Here is a 21,125-nt window from a genome sequence, read left to right as displayed (position 1 = left end):
GGTCGACAGTGGTCGGGGACATCCCAAATACAGCTCGCCGGCGTCAGAGCCGGCGTACCAACGAGGAGATCGGTTCGTGACGATCCGCGTAGGCATCAACGGGTTTGGCCGCATCGGTCGGAACTACTTCCGCGCGCTCCTGGAGCAGGGCGCCGACATCGAGATCGTGGCCGTCAACGACCTGGGCGACACGGCGACCACCGCGCACCTGCTGAAATACGACACCATCCTGGGCCGTCTGAAGCAGGAGGTCTCGCACACCGAGGACACCATCACTGTCGGTGACAAGACGATCAAGGTCCTCTCCGAGCGCAACCCCGCCGACATTCCGTGGGGCGAGCTGGGTGCCGACATCGTCATCGAGTCGACCGGCATCTTCACCAAGAAGGAAGACGCCGAGAAGCACATCGCCGGCGGCGCCAAGAAGGTCATCATCTCCGCCCCGGCGAAGGGCGAGGACATCACTCTCGTCATGGGCGTGAACCACGATCAGTACGACGCGGCGAACCACCACGTCATCTCCAACGCCTCCTGCACCACCAACTGTGTGGCGCCGATGGCGAAGGTCCTCGACGAGAACTTCGGCATCGTCAAGGGCCTGATGACGACGGTCCACGCGTACACGAACGACCAGCGCATCCTTGACTTCCCGCACAAGGACCTGCGCCGCGCCCGTGCCGCCGCCGAGAACATCATCCCGACCACCACGGGCGCCGCGAAGGCCACCGCCCTGGTGCTGCCGCAGCTCAAGGGCAAGCTGGACGGCATGGCCATGCGCGTCCCGGTCCCCACCGGCTCCGTCACGGACCTGGTGGTCGAGCTCTCCCGCGAGGTCACCAAGGAAGAGGTCAACGCCGCCTTCCAGAAGGCCGCCGAGGGCGAGCTGAAGGGCTACCTGGAGTACACGGAGGACGCGATCGTCTCCTCCGACATCGTCAACGCCCCGGCGTCCTGCACCTTCGACTCCTCCCTGACCATGGTCCAGGAGGGCAAGAACGTGAAGGTCATCGGCTGGTACGACAACGAGTGGGGCTACAGCAACCGCCTGGTCGACCTGACGGTCTTCATCGGCAACCAGCTCTGATCACGGAGCGGACGGCCTGATATGAGTGCAGGGCTCGGACGGTGCGGCGACGCGCCGTCCGGGCCCTGACGCACGTATCGGAACGGTCGCCCTCTTTCGATCACGAGCGATCACGAGCGAACAGGTCGCTGAACACGTTGCTCTGACAGGGAGCCCCCTATGAAGACGATCGACGAACTCCTCTCCGAAGGCGTCGCGGGCAAGCGGGTCTTCGTCCGCGCCGACCTCAACGTGCCGCTGGACGGCACGGCCATCACCGACGACGGCCGCATCCGCGCCGTGCTGCCCACCGTCAAGGCGCTCGCCGACGCGGGCGCCCGCGTGGTCGTCGCCTCGCACCTGGGCCGCCCCAAGGGCGCCCCGGACCCCGCTTTCTCCCTCGCCCCCGCCGCCACGCGCCTCGGTGAACTCCTCGGCGCCGACGTCGCGTTCGCCACCGACACGGTCGGCGAGTCCGCCTCCTCGACCGTCGCGGCACTCGCCGACGGCCAGGTCGCCGTCGTCGAGAACCTGCGCTTCAACGCGGGCGAGACCAGCAAGGACGACGCCGAGCGCGGCGCCTTCGCCGACCAGCTCGCCGCCCTCGCCGACATCTACGTCGGCGACGGCTTCGGCGCGGTGCACCGCAAGCACGCCTCGGTCTTCGACCTCCCGGCCCGCCTGCCGCACTACGCCGGGTACCTCATCGCCACCGAGGTCGGCGTGCTGAGGAAGCTCACCGACGACGTCAAGCGGCCCTACGTGGTCGCCCTCGGCGGCGCCAAGGTCTCCGACAAGCTGGCCGTCATCGACCAGCTGCTCGGCAAGGCCGACCGCATCCTCATCGGCGGCGGCATGGCGTACACCTTCCTCAAGGCCAAGGGGTACGAGATCGGCTCGTCCCTGGTCCAGGAGGACCAGATCCCGGTCGTCCAGGAGTACCTGGAGCGCGCCGAGAAGAGCGGCGTCGAGCTGGTGCTGCCGGTCGACACCCTGGTCGCCGACGAGTTCCCCGACATGAAGGCCAAGACGCCGGGCAACCCCGAGAACGTCGCCGCGGACGCCATCCCGGCCGGGAAGATGGGCCTGGACATCGGCCCGGAGACCCGCAAGCTCTACGCTTCCAAGCTCGCCGACGCCGCCACCGTCTTCTGGAACGGCCCCATGGGCGTCTTCGAGCACCCCGACTACGCCGAGGGCACCAAGGCGGTCGCCCAGGCCCTCCTCGACTCCCCGGGCTTCACCGTGGTCGGCGGCGGGGACTCCGCCGCCGCGGTCCGTACCCTGGGCTTCGACGAGCAGGCATTCGGCCACATCTCGACCGGCGGCGGCGCCTCCCTCGAATACCTCGAGGGCAAGACGCTCCCCGGCCTCGCAGCACTGGAGGACTGACCCTCAATGACCACCCGTACGCCGCTGATGGCGGGCAACTGGAAGATGAACCTCAACCACCTCGAGGCCATCGCCCACGTCCAGAAGCTCGCCTTCGCCCTGGCCGACAAGGACTACGAGGCCGTCGAGGTCGCCGTCCTGCCGCCGTTCACCGACCTGCGCTCCGTGCAGACCCTGGTCGACGGCGACAAGCTGAAGATCAAGTACGGCGCCCAGGACGTCTCGGCCCATGACGGCGGCGCCTACACCGGCGAGATCTCCGGCCCCATGCTGGCCAAGCTGAAGTGCACCTACGTCGCGGTCGGCCACTCCGAGCGCCGGCAGTACCACCACGAGACCGACGAGATCGTCAACGCCAAGGCCAAGGCCGCCTTCAAGCACGGCCTCACCCCCATCCTGTGCGTCGGCGAGGAGCTGGAGGTCCGCGAGGCGGGCAACCACGTCTCCCACACCCTCGCCCAGGTCGAGGCCGGTCTGAAGGACGTCCCGGCCGAGCAGGCCGAGTCCGTCGTGATCGCCTACGAGCCCGTGTGGGCCATCGGCACCGGCAAGGTCTGCGGCGCCGAGGACGCGCAGGAGGTCTGCGCGGCGATCCGCGGCAAGCTCGCCGAGCTGTACTCCCAGGAGCTGGCCGACAAGGTCCGCATCCAGTACGGCGGCTCCGTGAAGTCCGGCAACGTCGCCGAGATCATGGCGCAGGCCGACATCGACGGCGCCCTGGTCGGCGGCGCCTCGCTGGACGCCGACGAGTTCGTGAAGATCATCCGCTTCCGCGACCAGTGAGCGGCCGGGGTGCGCCCGCCCGCGGGCGCACCCCGGGATCGGGAGTAGGCCGCAGGGCCGATCCGTCGTACTCTTGCGGGGTCCAGTCCGGTGCTGGACCCCGTGTCGTCCATCCGTTTCCGAGGAAGTTGGTCCAGCCGTGGTTCTGGGGTTCTCCATCGCCCTGATCGTCTTCAGCCTGCTGCTGATGCTGCTGGTGCTGATGCACAAGGGGAAGGGCGGCGGCCTCTCCGACATGTTCGGTGGTGGCATGCAGTCGTCCGTCGGCGGCTCCTCGGTCGCCGAGCGCAACCTCGACCGGATCACGGTCGTGATCGGTCTGCTCTGGTTCGCGTGCATCGTGGTGCTCGGCATCACGATGAAGATGAACAACTGACCCACGCGGCGCGATCCGCCCGCATTCCCCACGTAACGCCCCATGTTCGGTACGCGCAGCTGAGCGCGGCCTATCATGGGGCTTGCGTCTGGATGCGGAGACAGGTAACTCCTATCACTGGACGCGCGTTGGGCCTTACGTAGACTGAGGCGCTCGCAGCGAAGCGGTACGCCGACTCGCTTCGCGGCACCATTACGCAGGGAGTTACGACCGTGGCAAGTGGCAACGCGATCCGGGGAAGCCGGGTCGGGGCGGGGCCGATGGGCGAGGCCGAGCGCGGCGAGTCCGCGCCGCGGCTGCGCATCTCCTTCTGGTGCTCCAACGGGCACGAGACACAGCCGAGCTTCGCCAGCGACGCGCAGGTGCCCGACACCTGGGACTGCCCACGCTGCGGCTTCCCGGCCGGGCAGGACCGCGACAACCCGCCGGACCCGCCCCGCACCGAGCCCTACAAGACGCACCTCGCCTATGTGCGCGAGCGGCGCAGCGACGCGGACGGCGAGGCGATCCTCGCCGAGGCGCTCGCCAAGCTGCGGGGCGAGATCTAAGCACCGGCACACCGGGCGCATTCGTCTGCCGCACGGCCGGTTCGCTCTCCGGACTCTTCCGTTCTCCTCACGACTGATCAATTAGGTTGATACCAGTCGGCACAGCGGGGACATCCAAGGAAGAAGGCTGAAGTCCGAGATGAACGCAGACGGCCGTAGCAGGCTCAACCAGACGCCCGAGTGGACCGCACTGGCCAAGCACCGTGAGGAGCTCGGCGAGGTGCGGCTGCGCGAGCTGTTCGAGGCCGCCCCGGACCGCGGCACCGGCTACACCCTCCGGGTCGGTGACCTGTACGTCGACTACTCCAAGCATCTGGTCACCGACGAGACGCTGCGGCTGCTGCGGGAACTGGCGGTGGCCACGGACGTGTTCGGGCTGCGGGACGCGATGTTCCGCGGGGAGCGGATCAACACCACCGAGGACCGCGCGGTGCTGCACACCGCGCTGCGGGCGCCCAGGGACGCGGTGGTCGAGGTCGACGGGGAGAACGTCGTCCCGGCCGTGCACGCGGTCCTGGACCGGATGGCCGACTTCGCCGACCGCGTCCGCTCCGGGGAGTGGACCGGTCACACGGGCCGGCGGATCCGCAACGTCGTCAACATCGGCATCGGCGGCTCGGATCTCGGCCCGGCGATGGCGTACGAGGCGCTGCGCGCCTACACCGCACGGGACTTGACGTTCCGGTTCGTGTCCAACGTGGACGGCGCGGACCTGCACGAGGCGGTCCGGGACCTGGATCAGGCGGAGACGCTGTTCATCGTGGCGTCGAAGACGTTCACCACGATCGAGACGGTCACCAACGCCACGTCCGCCCGCGGCTGGCTGCTGGACGGGCTCGGCGGGGACGAGAAGGCGGTGGCGCGGCACTTCGTGGCGCTGTCGACGAACGCGGAGAAGGTGTCGGCGTTCGGGATCGACACGGCGAACATGTTCGAGTTCTGGGACTGGGTCGGCGGGCGGTACTCCTACGACTCGGCGATCGGGCTGTCGCTGATGATCGCGATCGGTCCGGACCGGTTCCGGGAGATGCTGGACGGGTTCCGGATCGTCGACGACCACTTCCGCACGGCCCCGCCGGAGGCCAACGCGCCGCTGCTCATGGGCCTGTTGGGGGTCTGGTACAACAACTTCCACGACGCGCAGTCGCACGCGGTGCTGCCGTACTCGCACTACCTGTCGAAGTTCACCGCCTATCTCCAGCAGCTCGACATGGAGTCCAACGGCAAGTACGTCGGCCGGGACGGACGTGAGGTCGACTGGCAGACCGGCCCCGTGGTGTGGGGCACGCCGGGCACCAACGGCCAGCACGCGTACTACCAGTTGATCCACCAGGGCACCAAGCTCATCCCCGCCGACTTCATCGGATTCGCCCAGCCCGTGGAGGAACTGAGCGACGGGCTCGCCGCCCAGCACGACCTGCTGATGGCCAACTTCTTCGCCCAGACGCAGGCGCTGGCGTTCGGCAAGACCCCGGACGAGGTGCGCGCCGAGGGCGTGCCCGAGGAACTGGTCCCGCACAAGACCTTCCAGGGCAACCACCCCACCACCACGATCGTCGCCCGGGCGCTCACCCCGTCCGTGCTCGGCCAGCTGGTCGCCCTCTACGAACACAAGGTCTTCGTGCAGGGCGCGATCTGGAACATCGACTCCTTCGACCAGTGGGGCGTCGAACTCGGCAAGGTGCTCGCCAAGCGCGTCGAGCCCGCCCTCACCGAGGGCGCCGACGTCCCCGGCCTCGACCCCTCGACGAAGGCCCTGGTCGCCGCCTACCGGGAGCTGCGCGGCCGCAGCTGACCCCCGTCACGGGAGCGGACGGCGAGCCGCCGCCCGCTCCCGTACAATCCCCGGGTCGAAGATCACGGCGAGCACTCGGGGGAACACGAAGTGGCACGAACACCCGGCCGGTGGACCGGCGGCACACTCACGGCACGCGACATCCTGAGGCCGCACAAGGTGGCGGACGCTGTGTTCCACCCGGCGTGGATCCCGCCGTCCTTGGACCCGTCCATCGACCGGCTCAAGCGGATCCGGGTCATCGCCGGAGGGGTGGCCTCCATCGGTGTGTACACCGTGTTCGAGGGCGGTTTCGACTTCACGGAGCTCCTGGAGAACGCCCTCACCGCCTCGGCGGCGCTGCTGGTCCTCACGCCCGTCACGGTCGGCGTGATGCTTCTCGTCTGGCGGCGCACCGGACCGCTGCGGCAGTTGAGGACACCGCTCCTCAACTCCCTCGCGCTGCTCCTGCTGTTCATCGGCTCCGTCGTCGCGCTGGTGCTGTTCGTGCAGACCGTCAACGCCACGCACAACCCCCTCGTCATCATCGGGGTGGGCATCACGATGATGTGGATGCTCGGCTTCGTCGCCCGGGGAGCCTTCCGGGTGACCGGCAACTTCTTCGGCACCGGTGCCGTGCACCGCTGTCTGCCCGCCCTGCTCGCCACGGTCACCACCTGGCTGGTGGCGATCCCCGACCTGGTCACCGGCGATCTGCACGGACTCGGGCTCACCCTCGGCGTCGTCTTCATCCTCGGCGCCCCGGTGACGGTCACGGGGATCGCCCTGCTCGAGACCGGCCGGCTCAGGCGGCGCTACGGCATCAGGCTCGGGGCGCACCCGGCCGGTCACGCGCCGGCCCCGGGTCGCGTCCCGCCGATGCCCCCGGGCCCGCCGTCCGGGCACCCGCACGTCCCGCCGCAGGGGAACCCGTTCGCCCCGCCCCCGGGCAACCCGTACGGACCTCCGCCCGGCGCCCCCTACGTCCCGCCGCAGCCGCACCCCGGGAGCGGGTTCGTCCCCGGGCAGGGCGGCGGCAACCCCTACGCGCCCGGCCCCGGCGGGAACCCGTACACCCCGCCCGGCCCGCAGCCTCCGTACCGTCCGTGAGAGCCCCAGCACCGTAAGGCCTGCGACCCCGCCGCTCAGGCCACCGCGCTCAGGGTGTCCGCGAGGCGGCGGCGGGCCGCGCGGGCGGCCGGGACGGCGGCCAGGGCGGCCGCGCCGAGCAGCACCAGCAGCGCGGGGAAGGGCAGCCGGCGATGCCCGCGCCGATGCCGCTCGACCTGCCTGGGCGTCGATCAGCCAGTGCGCCAGCGGCAGCCCCAGCGCGGTGGCGAGCAGCACCGCCGCCAGGGCCGTGCCGGCGGTGGCGGTGACCGTGACCGCGGTGATCTGCCGGGGCGACAGGCCGACCGCCTTCAGCGCCAGCAGGTCCCTCTCGCCCTCGCGGACGTGCCGCCGATCGCCGTCAGCAGCTCCACCAGACCGATCAGGCCAGCACGCCACCAGCCCAGGACCACCGCCCGCAGCGGCGACAGCCCGTCCGCCGGGTTCGCCACGGTGTGCACGTCCAGATGGCCGCGGCTCTCCGCCGCGAGCCGCGCCGCCACCTCCGCCGGGTCGCGCCGGGCCGAGACGCACCTGGTAGAGGCGGCGCATCTCCGGGTCGTTGGCGCGGAGCGTGTCGAGGGAGGTGGAGATGACCCGTCCGCGTTCTCCGGCTCGATGCTGCGGCCACGATGTGCAGGATTGCGGGCGGTCGCCGACGGTCATCCGACCCAGTCGCCCACCCGGACGTGCGCAGGTCGAGCAGCCCTGCCCGCCACCGCCTCGTCAGGACCGTGCGCCGGCCTGCCCTCGGCCAGCGCGAACGGGTACGGGTCCTCGTGCGTGCCGTAGCCGCGCAGGCGATCGTCGCGGTCTGGCCGGGACCAGCGCGGCCACCTCCAGCCCGGGTGGGCGGCCGCGACCTGCGGATCGCTCTCCAGCAGCTCCCGCGCCTCCCCGTCGTCCAGCGAGGCGTCGCGCGCACGCTGAGCGCCGCCGGCAGCCCGATCCGCTCGGGCGCGCCGTGGAAGCGGGTCGATCGTCGTCCACGCGCTCAGCGCCACCACCGATCAGCAGCAGCGGCAGCGCCAGCCTGGCCACCGCGCCCAGCGACCCGCGACCGCCGGGTGAACGCCTTGTGCCAGCCCAGCACCAGCGCCGGAGGCACCCGCCGCCCAGCGCCGGCGCGCCGCCGCTCAGCCGCCCGCCGAGCCGCCGCCGACGCGGCACCGGCACCGGGGCACCCGGCCCGCCCGCCAGGCGGCCAGCCCGGTCGTCGCGCCGATGAACAGCACCGCGCCCACCGGCACCACGACCAGCGCGGCCGTGTGCCCGGGCAGCCCCTGCCACACGTCCACCGCGTCCCCGAGCCGTCCCGGCACCGCGCCGCCCAGCGCCTCGGTGAGCGCGGCGGCGGCCACCGCCCCGAGCAGGGCGTGGCCGAGGTGCTGGATCAGGAAGACGCGCACCACCTGGCCGGGCGTGAAGCCGATCGCCTTGAGGACGGAGATGTCCCGCAGATGCCCCCGGATCCGGGTGGTGATCGCGCCGTGCACGGCGAACCCGGCGGCGACCAGCGCGCCCAGCCCGAACAGGCCCAGCACCTGCCCCAGCAGCCGGTTGTCGCCCTGCGCCTCGGCACGGGCCTGCTGCCAGGTCGCCACCTCGCCGATCGCCCCGGCGCCCAGTTCGGTCACCGCCCGCTGCACGGCGTACCCGGTGTCGCCCGGGTCGGCCAGCCGCACCCCGACGACCTGCCCGTCCGGTTCCGGCACCGCCGACGGCAGCGCCCACACCAGCCCCGCCCGCTCGCCCGGCCGGAACCGCGGCTCGGCGCTGTCCGCGACGCCGACCACGGTGAACTGCCGTGCGGTGCCGGGCACGGTGAGGGTGTCGCCGGGGGCGGTGAGCAGGGCGCGGGCCAGGTTGCTCTCCAGCACCACGCCGTCGGGCGTCGCCGGGTCCAGCCAGTGCCCGGAGGTGACGAGCGGGCGGCCCACCTCGGGACGGTCCCGTGTGCCGCGCACCTCGACGGAGGCCCGGCCGCCCTGCGAGGCGAGGGTGAGCGCGGAGGTGGGGTAGGGGCCGGAGACCGACCGCACGCCCTCCAGGCCGGTCAGCCTGCCGGCGTCGGCGGAGGCGGTGGTGTGCAGGGTGACGTGGGCGCCGTGCGCCTGGGTGAAGACGCGCTGCCAGGGGTTGGTGGCGTAGCCGAAGAGGGCCGCGGCCAGCAGGAGGGACACCACGATGCCCGCGGTGGCGAGCACCAGGAACAGCGCCTCGCCGCGGTGCGTGCGCAGATCGGAGTGCGCCCAGCGCAGAGTCGCTCGCACCGGCCTCAGCCCTTCGCGGGTCGGCCGGCGACGCGTATGCGCGTGCTCGCGGCGGGTCGGTGGACGACGTGCGTGCGCGTGCCCGCGGCGGGGCGGTGGGTGAGGCCTATGGGCGTGCGCGCGGCGGGGCGGCGCGTACCGCATGGACGCGTGCTCGCGGCGGGTCGGTGGGTGACGCGCATGTCAGTGCCTCGCGGGTCGGTCGTGGACGCGCATGTCAGTCCCTGAGCTCCAGCACGCCGGAGGCGCCGGCCCGGCGCGGGGGCGGGCCCGCGTCCAGGGTGGCGTCGTCGGCTATCCGGCCGTCGAAGAACGAGATCACCCGGTCCGCGGCGCTCGCCAGCCGGGCGTCGTGCGTGACCAGCAGGATCGTCTGCCCACGCTGGTGGAAGCGGGACAGCAGCCGCATCACCTCACGCGTGCCCCTGCTGTCCAGGCTGCCCGCGGGCTCGTCGGCCAGCAGCAGCGGAGGGTGGTTGACCAGGGCGCGGGCCAGGGCGACCCGCTGCTGCTCACCGCCGGACAGCTCGCCCGGCATGCTCCGCTCCTTGCCCTCCAGGCCCAGCTCGGCCAGCAGCTCCCGGCGCCCGGCGCGGGCCTTCTTCGGCGGGACCCCGGCGAGCAGCGCGGGCAGCTCCACGTTGTCCGCGACCGACAGGTCGGAGACCAGGTTGAAGAACTGGAACACGATCCCGATGCGCCGCCGCCGCTCCACCGCCCAGCGCGCCTCGCTCCAGCCGTCGGCGCGCTCGCCGTCCAGCCAGACGGAGCCCTCGTCCGGCCGCTGGAGCCCGCCGAGCAGATGCAGCAGCGTCGACTTGCCCGCGCCGGAGGGGCCGGTGACCGCCACGAACTCGCCGCGGGTCACCCGCAGGTCCACGCCGCGCACGGCGCGTGCCGGGGCGCCCTCGCCGTGGTGGGTCTTGACCAGGCCTTCGGCGCGCAGCAGGGGAGCGTCGCTCTCGCTCACTGAAGCTCCTCCAGCTCTTCCTGACACCGCTCCAGCCAGTCGAGATCGGCCTGCAGGTGCAGCATCGCGCCCTCGATCAGCAGATGGGAGATGCGGTTGTCCCGGTCCTCGGCGGCGGCCAGCTTCGACAGCTGCCGCATGGTGTTCAGATACTGGCGGCGCTGGCGGTTGATCAGTGAGATCTGGTCGGCGAGACCGGTCTGCGGAGCCAGGGCCAGCTTCATGAAGAACTCGTCCCGCACCCGCGGCTCGTCCGCCGTCTCCTCGAACCAGGCGCGCAGCGCCTCGTGCCCGGCCTCGGTGAGGTGGTAGACCTTCTTGTTCGGCCGGCTCGACTGCTCGATGGCCTCGCCCTCGATCAGCCCCGTCTTCTCGAGGCGGCCGAGGGTGACGTAGATCTGGCCGACGTTCGGCTGAGGGTACGCGGCGCCCAGCAGTTGCTCAAGGTCCTGCTTGAGCTCGTAACCGTGCGCCGGGCCGCGGGCGAGCAGCGCCAGGAGGGGCAGCCGCACTCGTGCTCTCCTCCTCGCGCTCCTGGGTAATGTGCCGCAGGACCTAGTATCGCCCATACCTAACGGGTATACATGGCCTCTGACCCCGGCAAGGGTGCCCGGGTGCCGGTGTACAGGGAGGAACCTATGCGGTGGATCCATGCCGCGGGTAGGGGCCTTCTCGTCCTGATCGTCGTCATGACCGGTTATGTCGCCTCCGGCGCGAGCGCCGACGAGGGTCCCGGGGACGGGCGCGGACCCCTCACGCTCGCCACCGCCGGGGACCTCACCGGCTACCTCGGCTCCGTCCTCGACGGCTGGAACCGCACCCACCCCGGCGAGGAGGTCACCCTCGTCGAACTGCCCGACTCCGCCGACGAGACGCGCGCGCAGATGATCACCGACCTGCGGGCCGGTGAGGGCGGCCGCTTCGACGTGCTGAACATCGACGTCAGCTGGACCTCCGAGTTCGCCGCCGCGGGCTGGATCCGCCCGTTGCCCCGCGACCGGTTCCCGCTGGACACCTTCCTGCCCCGGGTCGTCGACACGGCCACCTACGACGACCGGCTGTACGCCGTGCCGTACGTGACCAACGCCGGGCTGCTGCTGTACCGCAAGGACGTCCTCGACGAGGCCGGCGTCCCGCCGCCGCGCACCTGGGCCGAACTGGAACGGGCCGCGAAGACCCTCGCCCCCGCGCACGGACTCGACGGTTACGCGGGCCAGTTCCTGCCCTACGAGGGGCTGACCGTGAACGCGGCCGAGGCTGTCTACTCGGCGGGCGGCACCATCCTCGGCGACGAGGGCGAACGCGTCACCGTGGACTCCCGGGCGGCCCGCAAGGGCATCGGCTTCCTGGCCAGAGGGGTCCGCGAGGGCTGGATCCCGAAGGAGGCGCTGGCGTACAAGGAGGAGGAGTCCAAGCGGGCCTTCCAGGAGGGCAGGCTGCTCTTCCTGCGCAACTGGCCCTACGCGTACGTCGCCGCCTCCGCCCCGGGCTCGAAGGTCGCCGGGAAGGTCGGCGCCGTGCCCCTGCCGGGACCGGACGGTCCCGGGACCAGCGTGCTCGGCGGGTCCAACCTGGCCGTCAGCAGTCACGCCGAGCACCCCGACTCCGCCGCCCGGCTGCTCGCGTACCTCACCGGCGAGCGGGTGCAGCGCCAGGTCCTCACGCGCGGCGCGCTGCCGCCCGTACGGGCAGGTCTGTACGACGACCCGGAGCTGGTGCGCCGCTTCCCCTATCTGCCGACCCTGCGCGAGAGCGTGCTGGCAGCCGCGCCGCGGCCCAAGAGCCCGCGCTACGACCAGGTGAGCCTGGTGGTGCAGGCGGTGGTGCACGACGCGATGAGCGGGCGGCAGACGCCGGAGGCCGCGGTGCGCCGACTGGCGGCCGAGCTGGCCGCCGTCTCCTCCCGCTGACCCTCTCCTTAGTTACACGTTAGATAACGCGCACGTCTCGTTCGCGCCGGAATCGCCCCTATTCGCCCTGGCCTGCACCCCGTAACCTCCCGGTAGCTTGCGCACGTTCATTGACACCCGCTGTTCACCGCTACCTAACATGCATGCATAACAAGCAGCGCTCCTCACAGACAGGTCAATCGGGGTGAACAGGCACCATTGGTGGCGTGACGCGGTGATCTACCAGGTGTACGTCCGCAGCTTTCTGGACAGCACCGGGGACGGCATCGGCGATCTCGCCGGCGTCAGGGCGGGACTCCCGTACCTGAGGAAGCTCGGCGTGGACGGGATATGGCTCAGCCCGTTCTACCCGTCGCCCCAGCACGACCACGGCTACGACGTGGCCGACTACCGCGACGTCGACCCGGTCTACGGCGACCTCGACGAGTTCGACCGGCTGGTGGCCTCCGCCCACCGCCTGGGCATCCGGGTGCTGCTCGACGTCGTGCCCAACCACTGCTCCAGCGCCCACCCGTGGTTCCGCGCGGCCCTGGCCGCCGCGCCCGGCAGCCCCGAGCGGGCCCGCTTCCACTTCGCCGACGGCCGCGGCCCCGACGGCAGTGAGCCGCCCAACAACTGGCACGCCATGTTCGGCGGCCCCGCCTGGACCCGCGTCACCGAGGCGGACGGCCGGCCCGGCCAGTGGTACCTGCACATGTTCACGCCCGAGCAGCCCGACTGGAACTGGCGCAACCCCGAGGTCGCCGACGAGTTCGACCAGGTCCTGCGGTTCTGGCTGGACCGGGGCGTCGACGGCTTCCGCATCGACGTCGCCGCGGGACTGTTCAAGCACCCCGAACTGCCCGACTCCCCGGACCCCGAGGCCGACGCCCGCACCCGCGACTCGGTCAACCCGCTTGCCTGGAACCAGCCCGAGGTGCACGACGTGTGGCGGCACTGGCGCGCGGTGTGCGAGGAGTACACCGCCCGCGACGGCCGCGAACGCCTCCTGGTCGGCGAGGTCTCCGTGCCCTCCGCCCGCGAGCACGCCAAGTACGTCCGCCCGGACGAGCTCCACCAGGCGTTCTTCTTCGACCTGCTCGGCGCGCCCTGGGACGCCGACGCCTTCCGCAAGGTCATCTCCGAGGCCATGCAGGACATCGCCGGCACCGGCTCCACGGTCACCTGGGTGCTCAACAACCACGACCAGGTGCGCACCGTCACCCGCTACGGCGAACCCGCCCCCGAGGGCAGCGGACTCGGCGCCGCCCGCGCCCGCGCCGCCGCGCTGCTGATGCTGGCGCTGCCCGGCGCCGCGTACATCTACCAGGGCGAGGAGCTGGGTCTTCCGGAGGTCGTGGACCTGCCCGACGACGTGCTCACCGACCCGATCTTCCGCCGTACCGGCAGCCGCGCCCGTATCCGCGACGGCTGCCGGGTGCCGCTGCCCTGGTCGGGACAGGCCTCGCCGTTCGGCTTCACCTCCGGCGCCGAGGGCGCCAAGCCCTGGCTGCCGCAGCCCGACTACTTCGCCGAGTACGCCACCCACCGCGCCCTCGCCGACACCCGCTCCTCCTGGCACCTGTACCGCGACGGTCTGCAACTGCGGTCCGCCCTGCATCAGTTGGGCGAGGGCACGCTGCGCTGGCTGGACACCCAGCCCGGCGTCCTCGCCTTCGCCCGCGACGACCTCGTCTGCGCGGTCAACTTCGGCACCGCCCCCGTACCCGCCCCGGTCCCCGGCACCCCGCTGCTCTCCAGCGGCCCCTGCCGGCCCGGGGAGCTCCCCGGCTCCACCGCCGCCTGGTGGATCGACGGCTCCTGAGAAGCACCGCCCCGGCCACCACCCGGCCGAGAAGCACGCCCCGGTCAACACCCGTTTCCCCGAAGGGACATCGATGATGATGCGACGACGTACCACCCTGCTCGCCGGATGCACCGCCCTCGTCCTCGCGCTCGGCGCGACCGCCTGCGGAGGCGGCGAGCCCGTCGCGGCCGGCGGCGGCGACAAGTCACTCGACGGACAGACCGTCACCGTGGCCGGCGTCTGGTCCGGCAGCGAGCAGAAGAACTTCCAGAAGGTGCTCGACGCCTTCACCGAGAAGACCGGCGCCAAGACGCAGTTCGTCTCCACCGGCGACAACGTCTCCACCGTCGTCGGCAGCAAGATCGAGGGCGGCAACGCCCCCGACGTCGTGATGGTCCCGCAGGTCGGCGTGCTCAAGCAGTTCGCCGGACAGGGCTGGCTGAAGCCGCTGGACAAGAAGGTGCAGTCCGCGGTCGGCGCCAACTTCGCCGAGGTGTGGCAGAACTACGGCAGCGTCGACGGCACCCTGTACGGCCTCTACTTCAAGGCCGCCCACAAGTCGACCGTCTGGTACAGCCCCGAGGCGCTCGAGCAGGCCGGCGTCGCCGAGCCCCGGACGTACGACGAGATGCTGAAGAACGGCCGGACCATATCCGACTCCGGACTCGCCGCCTTCTCCGTCGCCGGCCAGGACGGCTGGACCCTCACCGACTGGTTCGAGAACGTCTACCTCTCCCAGGCCGGACCCGAGAAGTACGACGCCCTCGCCGCGCACGAGATCAAGTGGACCGACCCGACCGTGGTCGACGCGCTCACCACCCTCGGCAAGCTGTTCAAGGACAAGCAGCTCATCGCGGGCGGCCAGAAGGGCGCCCTGAACACCGACTTCCCCGGCTCGGTGGAGAAGGTCTTCGGACCCGAGGCCGAGGCCGCCATGGTCTACGAGGGCGACTTCGTGGCCGGCGTCGCCAAGGACCAGTTCGGCCGGACCATCGGCACCGACGCCGAGTTCTTCCCGTTCCCGCCGGTCGGCGGCGGTGAGGCGCCCGTGGTCAGCGGCGGCGACGCGGCCGTCGTCCTCAAGGACGGCAAGAACAGCGAGGCCGGCATGGCGCTCGTCGAGTACCTGGCGAGCCCCGAGGCCGCGGCCGTCTGGGCCGAGGCGGGCGGCTTCCTCTCCCCGAACAAGAAGCTCGACCTGTCCTCCTACGGCGACGACGTCACCCGCGCCACCGCCGAGTCCCTGGTGAAGGCCGGCGACTCGGTCCGCTTCGACATGTCCGACCAGGCCCCCGCGGCGTTCGGCGGCACCAAGGGCGCGGGCGAGTGGAAGATCCTCCAGGACTTCCTGCGTGACCCGTCCGACCCGGCGAAGACCGCTGCCGAGCTCGAGAAGGCCGCCGCCAAGGCCTACGGGAACTGACGGCCATGACCGCCACAGTCGTGAAAGAGGCGACCCCGCCCGCCCCCGCGCGCCCCGACGGCGCGCGCGGGCGGCGCCTGCGCCGGCGCGGCCGGATCGTCGCCCTGCTGTTCGCGCTCCCCGCGCTGCTGCTGCTCGGCGCGCTCGTCGTCTACCCGGTGCTGTTCTCCGTCGGCCGCAGCTTCTTCGACGCCTCCGGCACCGAGTTCGTCGGCGGCGAGAACTACGCCGAGATGTTCCGCGACCCGGCGACCCTCACGGCCATCCGCAACACGGCCGTCTGGGTCGTCGTCGCCCCGACCCTGCTCACCGGGCTCGGCCTGATCCTCGCCGTGCTGGTGGAGAAGGTCCGCTGGGCCACCGCCTTCAAACTGCTGCTGTTCATGCCGATGGCGGTCTCCTTCCTCGCCGCCGGCATCATCTTCCGGCTCGCCTACGACGAGGACCCCGACAAGGGCGTCCTCAACGCGGCCGTCGTCTCCGTCCACGACGCCTTCGCCGGCAGCTCCTCCTACCCGACCGCCCGCGCCCGCGACGGTCAGGGCCTCACCAGGGAACCGGACGGCTCCTACGTCACCGCAGCGGACGTCTCACCCGGCGACACGCAGGCGCTCGGCCTGGTCGGCGTCGCCCCCAAGGACCTGCCCGGCGAGGCCGGACCCGCGTCGAAGGCGGCGTCGGACACGGCCGCCCCGGACGAGGTACGCGGCGTGGTGTACCTGGACTTCACGCCCGGCGGGGGAGGGAAGCAGGGCGTGGTCGACCTCGAGGAGAGCGGACTGCCCGGCGTGACCGTCGAGGCGGTGCGCGACGGGAAGACGGTAGCGAGCGCCACCACCGCGTCCGACGGCTCCTTCCGCTTCACCGGCCTCGACGACGGCGCGTACGCCCTGAAGCTGCCCTCGGACAACTTCGCTCCGCCCTACGAGGGCGTCTCCTGGCTCGGTCCGGCGCTGGTCACCCCGGCGATCATCGGGGCGTACCTGTGGATCTGGACCGGGTTCGCGATGGTGCTGATCGGGGCGGGCCTGTCCACGCTGCCCCGGGACGCGCTCGAGGCGGCCCGGATGGACGGCGCCAACGAGTGGCAGATCTTCCGCAGGATCACCGTCCCGCTGCTCGCGCCCGTCCTGACCGTGGTGTTCGTGACGCTGGTGATCAACGTGATGAAGGTCTTCGACCTCGTCTACATCATCGCGCCCGGACCCGTGCAGGAGGACGCGACCGTCCTCGCCACCCAGATGTGGCTGGTGTCCTTCGGCGGCGGCAACAACCAGGGGCTGGGCAGCGCGCTCGGCGTCCTGCTGCTGCTCCTGGTCATCCCGGCCATGGTGTTCAACGTCCGCCGCTTCAAGAGGAGTCAGCGATGAACGTGATCCGTCGCGGCCTGGGCAACGCGGTGGTGCAGGCCTTCCTGGTCGTCATCGGGCTGGTCTGGATGACCCCGCTGGCCGGCCTGTTCCTGTCCTCGCTGCGGTCCGCCGAGGACACCGCGAAGGGCGGCTGGTGGACCGTGTTCAGCAGCCCCGGGCAGCTGTCCTTCGACAACTACTCGGCGCTGCTGGAGAACTCCGGCATCACGCAGGCGTTCTGGAACACCGTGCTCATCTCGGTGCCGACCACCGTGCTCGTCGTGGTCGTCGCCGCGCTCGCCGGATACGCCTTCGCCTGGCTGGAGTTCCCCGGACGGGACACGGTGTTCCTGGTCGTGGTGGCGCTGCTGGTGGTGCCCGTGCAGATCGGTCTGCTGCCGGTCGCCAAACTCTTCGGACAGCTCGGCCTGTTCGGGACCATCCCCGGTGTCGTGCTGTTCCACGTCGCCTACGGGCTGCCGTTCGCGGTGTTCCTGCTGCGGAACTACTTCGCGGAGATGCCGAAGGAGATGCTGGAGGCCGCGCGGATGGACGGCGGCAGCGAGTGGCGGATCTTCACCCGGCTCGTGCTGCCGGTGGGGCGGCCGGCGATCGCCAGCCTCGCCATCTTCCAGTTCCTGTGGGTGTGGAACGACATGCTGGTGGCGCTGCTGTTCGCGGACAGTTCGTCGCAGCCGCTCACGGTGGAGCTGCAGTCGCAGATCCGGCAGTTCGGCAGCAACGTGGATGTGCTGGCGCCGGGGGCGTTTCTGTCGCTGGTGGTGCCGGTGGTGGTGTTCTTCGCGTTCCAGCGGCACTTTGTGCAGGGGGTCATGGCGGGGTCCGTGAAGTAGGGGGTGGGGCGGGGAGGGTTGGTCGCCCCCTCCGCCCCTTCCCTTCCCGTCCCTGGGGCTGCGCCCCTTGCCCCCTTCGGCCCTTCGGGCCTCGTCCTCAAACGCCGGACGGGCTGGACTGCGCCGTGCGGACTTGAAGGATCACGGCGTCGCCGGCGGGTACAGCGACCTCGGGAGCTGCGACGCCGCGGCCGCGTCCAGGAGCCACAGCGTGCGGCTGCGGCCGTACGCTCCCGCTGCCGGGGCCTGGATCTCGCCCGCGCCCGAGAGCGCGATCGCCGCCGCCTCCGCCTTGTCCTCGCCCGCCGCGAGCAGCCACACCTCTCGGGCCGCGCGGATCGCGGGGAGGGTGAGGGTGATGCGGGTGGGCGGGGGCTTGGGGGCGCCGTGGACGCCCACCACCGTGCGTTCCGTCTCGCGGACCGCGGGCAGTTCGGGGAACAGGGACGCCACATGGGTGTCCGGGCCCACGCCCAGCATCAGGACGTCGAAGGACGGCACCGGGCCGTGGTCCTCCGGGCCCGCCGCCGCGGCCAGCTCCGCCGCGTAGGCGGCGGCCGCCGCCTCCACGTCCGAGCCGTGCGGGCCGTCCGACGCGGGCATGGCGTGCACGCGCTTCGGGTCCAGCGGCACCGCGTCCAGCAGCGCCTCGCGGGCCTGGGTGACATTGCGGTCCGGGTCGCCCTCGGGCAGGAACCGCTCGTCGCCCCACCACAGGTCCAGGCGCGACCAGTCGATCGCGTCCCGGGCCGGGGCGGCGGCCAGCGCGGCCAGCAGGCCGTTGCCGTTGCGGCCGCCGGTCAGCACGACCGACGCCTCGCCCCGCGAGGACTGCGCGTCCACGATCCTGGTGATCAGCCGGGCCGCCGCGGCCTGCGCCATCAGCTCCTTGTCCCGGTGCACGACCAGCTGGGGTGCCGTCGTCACTTCGCCGCCGCCTCCTTCACCGGTGCCTCCTCCGTCGCTTCGGCCGCGGGACCTTTCGCAGCCGACTCGACGGGAGCGGGGACGGCCTCGCGTGCCCCGGCGTCCCGTTCTCCTTTGGCCGGCGCGTCACCGCCGTCCCCCTGCTTCAGCCGCTCCACGCCGTAGCGCAGGGCCGACGCGTAGGTGTCGTCGGGGTCGAGCCGGCGCAGCTCCTCCGCGATCAGCTCCGCGGTGTCCCGGCGCTTCAGCGCCACCGCCCGCTTCGGCTGGCCCTGGATGGCCAGCGTCGCCAGCGAACCGTCGGCGCGGTCCAGCACGATCGGGCCGCAGTCGGTGTCCATCCGGACCGCCGTGAGACCCGGGCCCGCGGAACGGGTGCGCCGCACGGGCACGTCCAGCCGGTCCGCGAGCCACATCGCCAGCAGCTCGCAGCTCGGGTTGAACTCCTCGCCCTCCACCTCGACGCCCTGCACCTGGCAGGCGACCTGGTCCAGCGCGGCGGCCAGCATCGAACGCCACGGCGTGATGCGGGTCCACGACAGGTCCGTGTCGCCCGGGGTGTAGGCGTCGGCGCGGGCGGCCAGCTCCTTCACCGGCTGCTCGCACGCGTAGGTGTCGGTCACCCGGCGCTGGGCCAGCGCGCCCAGCGGGTCGTTCGCCGGGTCCAGCGGCGCGTTCACCGGCCACCACACCACGACCGGGGCGTCGGGGAGCAGCAGCGGCAGCACCACCGACTGGGCGTGGTCGACGACCTCGCCGTACAGCCGCAGGACCACCGTCTCGCCGGTGCCCGCGTCCGCGCCGACCCGCACCTCGGCGTCCAGCCGCGACTGCGTCCGGTCGCGCGGGGAGCGGGAGACGCGCCTGATGACGACCAGGGTGCGCGAGGGGTGCTCGCGCGAGGCGTCGCCGGCCGCCTTCAAGGCGTCGTAGGCGTTCTCCTCGTCCGTCACGATGACCAGGGTCAGCACCATGCCGACGGCCGGCGTGCCTATGGCCCGCCGCGCCTTCACCAGCGCCTTGTTGATCTTGCTGGCCGTGGTGTCCGTGAGGTCTGTCTTCATGGCCGGCGCCAGCTCCGTCCGTCTCGCTCGAGCATTTCGTCCGCCTCGACGGGTCCCCAGGTGCCGGCCTGGTACCGGGCCGGCCTGCCGTGCGCGTCCCAGTACTCCTCGATCGGGTCGAGGATCTTCCAGGACAGCTCGACCTCCTCCGTGCGCGGGAAGAGGTTGGAGTCGCCGAGCAGGACGTCGAGGATCAGCCGCTCGTACGCCTCCGGGCTGGACTCGGTGAACGACTCGCCGTACGCGAAGTCCATCGACACGTCCCGGATCTCCATCGACGTGCCCGGCACCTTCGAGCCGAACCGCACCGTGACGCCCTCGTCCGGCTGGACGCGGATCACGATGGCGTTCTGGCCGAGCTCCTCGGTGGCCGTGGTGTCGAAGGGGGAGTGCGGCGCCCGCTGGAAGACCACCGCGATCTCGGTGACCCGGCGGCCGAGGCGCTTGCCGGTACGCAGATAGAAGGGGACGCCCGCCCAGCGGCGGTTGTCGATGCCCACCTTGATCGCCGCGTAGGTGTCGGTCTTGGAGGACGGGTCGATGCCCTCCTCCTCCAGATAGCCGATGACCTTCGCGCCGCCCTGCCAGCCGGCCGCGTACTGCGCGCGGACGGTGTCCCTGCCCAGGTCCTTCGGCAGCCGCACGGCGCCGAGCACCTTGGTCTTCTCCGCGGCGAGCGCGTCCGCGTCGAAGGAGGCGGGCTCCTCCATCGCGGTCAGCGCGAGCAACTGCAGCAGGTGGTTCTGGATGACGTCGCGGGCGGCGCCGATGCCGTCGTAGTAGCCGGCCCGGCCGCCGATGCCGATGTCCTCGGCCATGGTGATCTGCACATGGTCCACGAAGGACCGGTTCCAGATCGGTTCGAACATCGTGTTGGCGAAGCGCAGCGCCAGGATGTTCTGGACGGTCTCCTTGCCCAGGTAGTGGTCGATCCGGAAGACCTGGTCCGGAGCGAACACCTCGTGCACGATGGCGTTCAGTTCCTCGGCCGACTTCAGGTCGTGCCCGAACGGCTTCTCGATGACCGCGCGCCGCCAGGAGCCGCCCGTCTGGTCCGCGAGACCGTGCTTCTTCAGCTGCTGGATGACCACCGGGAAGGACCGCGGCGGCACCGACAGGTAGAAGGCGAAGTTGCCGCCCGTGCCCTGTGCCTTGTCCAGCTCCTCGATCGTGCCGCGCAGCCGCTCGAAGGACTCGTCGTCGTCGAAGGTACCCTGCACGAAGCGCATGCCCTGGATGAGCTGCTGCCAGACCTCCTCACGGAAGGGGGTCCGCGCGTGCTCCTTGACCGCGTCGTGGACCTCCTGCGCGAAGTCCTCGTTCGCCCACTCCCGGCGGGCGAAGCCCACCAGCGAGAAGCCCGGCGGCAGCAGCCCCCGGTTGGCGAGGTCGTACACGGCCGGCATCAGCTTCTTGCGCGACAGGTCACCCGTGACGCCGAAGATGACCAGGCCCGACGGCCCCGCGATACGCGGGAGCCGTCGGTCGGCGGGGTCACGCAGCGGATTGCTGCTCGACAA

The 21,125-nt window shown here is 71.5% G+C and carries 17 protein-coding genes and 1 pseudogene; 12 read left to right on the top strand and 6 right to left on the bottom strand.

Annotated elements, in window-relative coordinates; translation table 11 throughout:
* Positions 1-76 precede the first annotated feature (76 nt).
* From gap to AY578_RS07735, 7 genes are all read left to right on the top strand, one after another.
* Entirely contained in the window at positions 77-1,084 is a 1,008-nt protein-coding gene (gap, locus tag AY578_RS07765; protein ID WP_019525270.1) for a type I glyceraldehyde-3-phosphate dehydrogenase, read from the top strand.
* Between the two features lie 159 nt (positions 1,085-1,243).
* On the top strand, positions 1,244-2,455 hold the full coding sequence (locus AY578_RS07760; protein WP_136237720.1) for a phosphoglycerate kinase: 1,212 nt from the start codon (positions 1,244-1,246) through the stop codon (positions 2,453-2,455).
* Positions 2,456-2,461: 6 nt separating this feature from the next.
* Positions 2,462-3,238, top strand: a complete 777-nt coding sequence (tpiA, locus tag AY578_RS07755) for a triose-phosphate isomerase (RefSeq protein ID WP_019525268.1) — start codon at positions 2,462-2,464, stop codon at positions 3,236-3,238.
* A gap of 139 nt (positions 3,239-3,377) precedes the next feature.
* On the top strand, positions 3,378-3,614 hold the full coding sequence (secG, locus tag AY578_RS07750; RefSeq protein ID WP_019525267.1) for a preprotein translocase subunit SecG: 237 nt from the start codon (positions 3,378-3,380) through the stop codon (positions 3,612-3,614).
* 212 nt (positions 3,615-3,826) lie between these two features.
* The gene (locus tag AY578_RS07745; protein WP_003957010.1) at positions 3,827-4,162 is read left to right on the top strand and encodes an RNA polymerase-binding protein RbpA; all 336 of its coding nucleotides are present in this window, start codon (positions 3,827-3,829) and stop codon (positions 4,160-4,162) included.
* A gap of 139 nt (positions 4,163-4,301) precedes the next feature.
* Positions 4,302-5,957, top strand: a complete 1,656-nt coding sequence (gene pgi / locus AY578_RS07740; protein WP_258902199.1) for a glucose-6-phosphate isomerase — start codon at positions 4,302-4,304, stop codon at positions 5,955-5,957.
* Between the two features lie 90 nt (positions 5,958-6,047).
* Positions 6,048-7,046 carry a hypothetical protein gene (locus AY578_RS07735; RefSeq protein WP_026244220.1) on the top strand — a complete coding sequence of 333 codons (999 nt, stop codon included), beginning with the start codon at positions 6,048-6,050 and terminating at the stop codon, positions 7,044-7,046.
* A gap of 35 nt (positions 7,047-7,081) precedes the next feature.
* On the opposite strand, the pseudogene AY578_RS07730 reads toward AY578_RS07735, so the two are convergent.
* From AY578_RS07730 to AY578_RS07720, 3 genes and pseudogenes are all read right to left on the bottom strand, one after another.
* Positions 7,082-9,319: pseudogene (locus tag AY578_RS07730) on the bottom strand (FtsX-like permease family protein).
* A gap of 217 nt (positions 9,320-9,536) precedes the next feature.
* Complete coding sequence (locus AY578_RS07725; RefSeq protein WP_019527490.1) at positions 9,537-10,289, bottom strand: ABC transporter ATP-binding protein; 753 nt, start codon at positions 10,287-10,289, stop codon at positions 9,537-9,539.
* Positions 10,286-10,801 (bottom strand): PadR family transcriptional regulator, encoded by a 516-nt coding sequence (locus AY578_RS07720; RefSeq protein WP_028960684.1) that lies wholly within the window; start codon positions 10,799-10,801, stop codon positions 10,286-10,288. Before AY578_RS07720 ends, AY578_RS07725 begins: the two co-directional genes overlap by 4 nt.
* 126 nt (positions 10,802-10,927) lie before the next feature.
* Between AY578_RS07720 and AY578_RS07715 the strand changes: the two genes are divergently transcribed.
* The 5 genes from AY578_RS07715 to AY578_RS07695 all read left to right on the top strand — a co-directional run bounded on the left by AY578_RS07715 (position 10,928) and on the right by AY578_RS07695 (position 17,614).
* Entirely contained in the window at positions 10,928-12,199 is a 1,272-nt protein-coding gene (locus tag AY578_RS07715) for an ABC transporter substrate-binding protein (protein WP_019527488.1), read from the top strand.
* Positions 12,200-12,383: 184 nt separating this feature from the next.
* A complete protein-coding gene (locus AY578_RS07710) occupies positions 12,384-14,003 on the top strand; it encodes a glycoside hydrolase family 13 protein (protein ID WP_136239261.1) in 1,620 nt (539 codons plus the stop codon).
* 76 nt (positions 14,004-14,079) lie between these two features.
* A complete protein-coding gene (locus tag AY578_RS07705; RefSeq protein ID WP_026244218.1) occupies positions 14,080-15,408 on the top strand; it encodes an ABC transporter substrate-binding protein in 1,329 nt (442 codons plus the stop codon).
* A 5-nt stretch (positions 15,409-15,413) separates the two neighbouring features.
* Complete coding sequence (locus AY578_RS07700) at positions 15,414-16,778, top strand: ABC transporter permease (protein ID WP_136239262.1); 1,365 nt, start codon at positions 15,414-15,416, stop codon at positions 16,776-16,778.
* Positions 16,775-17,614 (top strand): carbohydrate ABC transporter permease, encoded by an 840-nt coding sequence (locus tag AY578_RS07695; protein WP_019527484.1) that lies wholly within the window; start codon positions 16,775-16,777, stop codon positions 17,612-17,614. Before AY578_RS07700 ends, AY578_RS07695 begins: the two co-directional genes overlap by 4 nt.
* 141 nt (positions 17,615-17,755) lie before the next feature.
* Here AY578_RS07695 and pgl read toward each other — a convergent pair whose 3' ends face one another.
* The 3 genes from pgl to zwf are packed head-to-tail and all read right to left on the bottom strand — an operon-like array spanning position 17,756 to position 21,125.
* Positions 17,756-18,541 carry a 6-phosphogluconolactonase gene (pgl, locus tag AY578_RS07690; RefSeq protein WP_136239263.1) on the bottom strand — a complete coding sequence of 262 codons (786 nt, stop codon included), beginning with the start codon at positions 18,539-18,541 and terminating at the stop codon, positions 17,756-17,758.
* Positions 18,538-19,605 carry a glucose-6-phosphate dehydrogenase assembly protein OpcA gene (opcA, locus tag AY578_RS07685; RefSeq protein ID WP_136239264.1) on the bottom strand — a complete coding sequence of 356 codons (1,068 nt, stop codon included), beginning with the start codon at positions 19,603-19,605 and terminating at the stop codon, positions 18,538-18,540. The genes pgl and opcA overlap by 4 nt, the downstream gene beginning before the upstream one ends.
* Positions 19,602-21,125: a glucose-6-phosphate dehydrogenase gene (zwf, locus tag AY578_RS07680; RefSeq protein WP_028960688.1), complete on the bottom strand. Its 1,524-nt coding sequence runs from the start codon at positions 21,123-21,125 to the stop codon at positions 19,602-19,604. Before zwf ends, opcA begins: the two co-directional genes overlap by 4 nt.

Origin of the sequence: Streptomyces thermocarboxydus (assembly GCF_024760485.1) — a bacterium.
Lineage (GTDB): Bacteria > Actinomycetota > Actinomycetes > Streptomycetales > Streptomycetaceae > Streptomyces > Streptomyces cellulosae.
This window is presented reverse-complemented; position numbering and strand designations above follow the sequence as displayed.

Coding starts and splice junctions, on each gene's coding strand:
- opcA (WP_136239264.1), bottom strand. CDS start 19,605: ATGAAGACAGACCTCACGGACACCACGGCCAGCAAGATCAACAAGGCG.
- pgi (WP_258902199.1), top strand. CDS start 4,302: ATGAACGCAGACGGCCGTAGCAGGCTCAACCAGACGCCCGAGTGGACC.
- AY578_RS07705 (WP_026244218.1), top strand. CDS start 14,080: ATGATGCGACGACGTACCACCCTGCTCGCCGGATGCACCGCCCTCGTC.
- AY578_RS07760 (WP_136237720.1), top strand. CDS start 1,244: ATGAAGACGATCGACGAACTCCTCTCCGAAGGCGTCGCGGGCAAGCGG.
- AY578_RS07700 (WP_136239262.1), top strand. CDS start 15,414: ATGACCGCCACAGTCGTGAAAGAGGCGACCCCGCCCGCCCCCGCGCGC.
- tpiA (WP_019525268.1), top strand. CDS start 2,462: ATGACCACCCGTACGCCGCTGATGGCGGGCAACTGGAAGATGAACCTC.
- AY578_RS07715 (WP_019527488.1), top strand. CDS start 10,928: ATGCGGTGGATCCATGCCGCGGGTAGGGGCCTTCTCGTCCTGATCGTC.
- AY578_RS07695 (WP_019527484.1), top strand. CDS start 16,775: ATGAACGTGATCCGTCGCGGCCTGGGCAACGCGGTGGTGCAGGCCTTC.